The following is a 3,362-nucleotide window of genomic DNA, read 5'->3' as shown; positions in this document are numbered from 1 at the left end:
GAGCGAACGGGCCGAGAAGTTCGCCCGCCGCCTCAACGGCCGTTTCAACCTGCCCGTACATACGCACGACGAACGCCTGACCACCTACGAGGCCAAGGGCCAGCGCCTGCAACAAGGCCAGAGCGGCGGCTATCGCGAACGTCCGGTCGACGCCCTGGCCGCCGCGCTGCTGCTCGAAGGCTGGCTGGCAGAGCAGCGTACGTCTTGAACAATCGCTACCCCCGGTCTTGTGAACAGCTGGCGCGCAACGCTCGGACCGGGGCGCAGCGCCTGCCTGCAACCCCGCATCATGGGCGCAGGCCGCCACAGTCTGCGGCCGGCCTGCCCACAAGGAGTTTCCGATGAGCCTACCCAAGCCTGCCGAACTGCTGCCGCAAATGGCCGCGGCGCTGATCGGCCACCTCAATCAGCGGCAGATCAGCGAGCCGCGCTTCATCGGCATCCGCACCGGCGGTGTGTGGGTCGCCCAGGCGCTGCTCGAGACCCTGGGCAATCCGGCGCCGCTGGGCATCCTCGACGTCGCCTTCTACCGCGACGACTTCACCCAGAGCGGCCTGCACCCGCAGGTACAGCCCTCCGAACTGCCGTTCGAGGTCGAAGGCCAGCACCTGGTGCTGATCGACGACGTCTTGATGAGCGGCCGCACCATCCGCGCCGCACTCAACGAACTGTTCGACTACGGCCGCCCGGCCAGCGTGACCCTGGTCTGCCTGCTCGACCTGAATGCCCACGAGCTGCCGATTCGTCCCGACGTGGTCGGTGCCAGCCTGTCGCTGGCCGCCGATCAACGGGTCAAACTGTCCGGCCCCACGCCGCTGACCCTCGAACTCCAGACGCTGGCCAACCGAGAATGATCGCGATGACTCCCATGGACGCCAAGCGCCCGCTGCAGCTCAATGACCAAGGTCAGCTGCGCCACTTCCTCTCCCTCGACGGCCTGCCGCGAGAGCTGCTGACGGAAATCCTCGACACCGCCGACTCCTTCCTCGAAGTCGGTGCGCGGGCGGTGAAGAAAGTCCCGCTGCTGCGCGGCAAGACCGTGTGCAACGTGTTCTTCGAGAACTCCACGCGCACCCGCACCACCTTCGAGCTGGCCGCCCAACGGCTGTCCGCCGACGTCATCACCCTCAACGTGTCGACCTCCTCGACCAGCAAGGGCGAGACCCTGTTCGACACCCTGCGCAACCTCGAGGCCATGGCCGCCGACATCTTCGTGGTGCGCCATGCCGACTCCGGTGCCGCGCACTTCATCGCCGAGCACGTGTGCCCGAACCTGGCGATCATCAACGGCGGCGACGGCCGTCACGCCCACCCGACCCAGGGCATGCTCGACATGCTGACCATCCGCCGGCACAAGGGCGGCTTCGAGCAGCTTTCGGTGGCGATCGTCGGCGACATCCTGCACTCGCGGGTGGCCCGCTCGAACATGCTGGCACTGCAGACCCTCGGCTGCCCGGACATCCGCGTGATCGCGCCCAAGACCCTGTTGCCGGTCGGCATCGAGCAGTACGGCGTGACCGTCTACAGCGACATGGCGGCCGGTCTCAAGGATGTCGACGTGGTGATCATGCTGCGCCTGCAGCGCGAGCGCATGAGTGGCGGCCTGCTGCCCAGCGAGGGCGAGTTCTACCGCCTGTTCGGCCTGACCGAGCAACGCCTGGCCCTGGCCAAACCAGATGCCCTGGTGATGCACCCGGGGCCGATCAACCGTGGCGTGGAAATCGAGTCGGCGGTGGCCGACGGCCCGCAATCGGTGATCCTCAACCAGGTCACCTACGGCATCGCCGTGCGCATGGCCGTACTGTCCATGGCCATGAGCGGACAAAACACCCAGCGCCAGCTCAACCAGGAAGCCGAGGAGTCCAACTGATGCGTATCGCAATCCTCGGTGCCCGCGTCATCGACCCGAGCAGCAGCCTCGACCAAGTCGTCGACCTGTTCATCGACGGCGGCAAGCTCATCGCCATCGGCCAGACACCGGTCGCTTTCGTCGCGGAGAAAATCATCAACGCCCAAGGCCTGGTGGCGGCACCCGGCCTGGTCGATCTGTCCGTCGCCCTGCGCGAACCCGGTTACAGCCGCAAGGGCAGCATCGCCAGCGAAACCCTGGCCGCGGCCGCGGGCGGCGTCACCAGCCTGTGCTGCCCGCCCTTTACCAAACCGGTCCTGGACACCTCGGCGGTGGCCGAACTGATCCTCGACCGCGCGCGCGAGGCCGGTCACACCAAGGTCTTCCCCATAGGCGCGCTGAGCAAAGGCCTGGACGGCGAACAGCTGGCCGAACTGGTGGCACTGCGCGACGCCGGCTGCGTGGCCTTCGGCAACGGCCTGAATAGCTTTCGCAACACCCGTACCCTGCGCCGCGCCCTGGAATACGCCGCCACCTTCGACCTGACGGTGATCTTCCACTCCCAGGATCACGACCTGGCCGAGGGCGGCCTGGCCCACGAAGGCGCCACGGCCAGCTTCCTCGGCCTGGCCGGCATCCCGGAAACCGCCGAAACCGTGGCCTTGGCTCGCGACCTGCTGCTGGTCGAACAAAGCGGCGTGCGCGCCCACTTCAGCCAGCTGACCAGCGCCCGCGGCGCGCAGTTGATCGCCGAGGCCCAGGCCCGCGGCCTGCCGGTGACGGCGGATGTAGCGCTGTATCAGCTGATCCTCACCGATGAGGCCTTGAGCGACTTCTCCAGCCTCTACCACGTGCAACCGCCACTGCGCACCCGCGCCGACCGCGACGGCCTGCGCGCGGCCGTGCAAAGCGGGGTGATTTCGGCCATCGCCAGCCATCACCAGCCGCACGAACGTGACGCCAAGCTGGCCCCCTTCGGCGCCACCGAACCGGGCATCAGCAGCGTGCAACTGCTGCTGCCGCTGGCCATGAGCCTGGTGGAAGATGGCCTGCTCGACCTGCCGACCCTGCTCGCACGCCTGTCCAGCGGCCCGGCCCAGGCCCTGCGCCTGCCCGCCGGTCGCCTGAGCGTGGGCGCGGCGGCCGACCTGCTGCTGTTCGACCCGCAAGCCTCGACCCTGGCCGGGGAAAGCTGGTACTCCAAAGGCAGCAACTGCCCGTTCATCGGCCACTGCCTGCCGGGCGCGGTGCGCTACACCCTGGTCGACGGGCATATCAGTTACCAGGCCTGAGAACCTGTTTATGATCTGCTGCGCGCTGGCCCTGCCGCGTTACTAACAGGCTCTAGGAGCCTGTCGGACTTAACCGTTCGTAGCGAGGGAAAGTCCGGTTTGAGGCAGTTTTGTTGCTTTTCCGAGGCGAATAGCTGGCTATTTAACGAGGGAAAGCAGCAAAAAATGACCAAATCCGGCTTTTCCGCAGTAGAACAGCGTTAAGTCCGACAGGCTCCTAG

The 3,362-nt window shown here is 66.9% G+C and carries 4 protein-coding genes; all 4 read left to right on the top strand.

Annotated features, from left to right (window positions below; all coding sequences use genetic code 11):
* A partial coding sequence (gene ruvX / locus ABZE94_RS21015; protein ID WP_372878113.1) for a Holliday junction resolvase RuvX occupies nt 1-208 on the top strand: 208 nt, incomplete at its 5' end.
* Between the two features lie 133 nt (nt 209-341).
* Nucleotides 342-854, top strand: coding sequence for a bifunctional pyr operon transcriptional regulator/uracil phosphoribosyltransferase PyrR (pyrR, locus tag ABZE94_RS21010; RefSeq protein WP_372878111.1), 513 nt, complete (start codon nt 342-344; stop codon nt 852-854).
* A gap of 5 nt (nt 855-859) precedes the next feature.
* Complete coding sequence (locus ABZE94_RS21005) at nt 860-1,870, top strand: aspartate carbamoyltransferase catalytic subunit (protein ID WP_372878109.1); 1,011 nt, start codon at nt 860-862, stop codon at nt 1,868-1,870.
* Nucleotides 1,870-3,141 (top strand): dihydroorotase, encoded by a 1,272-nt coding sequence (locus ABZE94_RS21000; protein WP_372878107.1) that lies wholly within the window; start codon nt 1,870-1,872, stop codon nt 3,139-3,141. The genes ABZE94_RS21005 and ABZE94_RS21000 overlap by 1 nt, the downstream gene beginning before the upstream one ends.
* Nucleotides 3,142-3,362: the final 221 nt, after the last annotated feature.

It is taken from the genome of Pseudomonas sp. (genome assembly GCF_041601375.1).
Taxonomy (GTDB): domain Bacteria; phylum Pseudomonadota; class Gammaproteobacteria; order Pseudomonadales; family Pseudomonadaceae; genus Aquipseudomonas.
The sequence above is the reverse complement of the archived record's forward strand: the minus strand, read 5'-3'. Positions and strand labels throughout refer to the sequence as shown.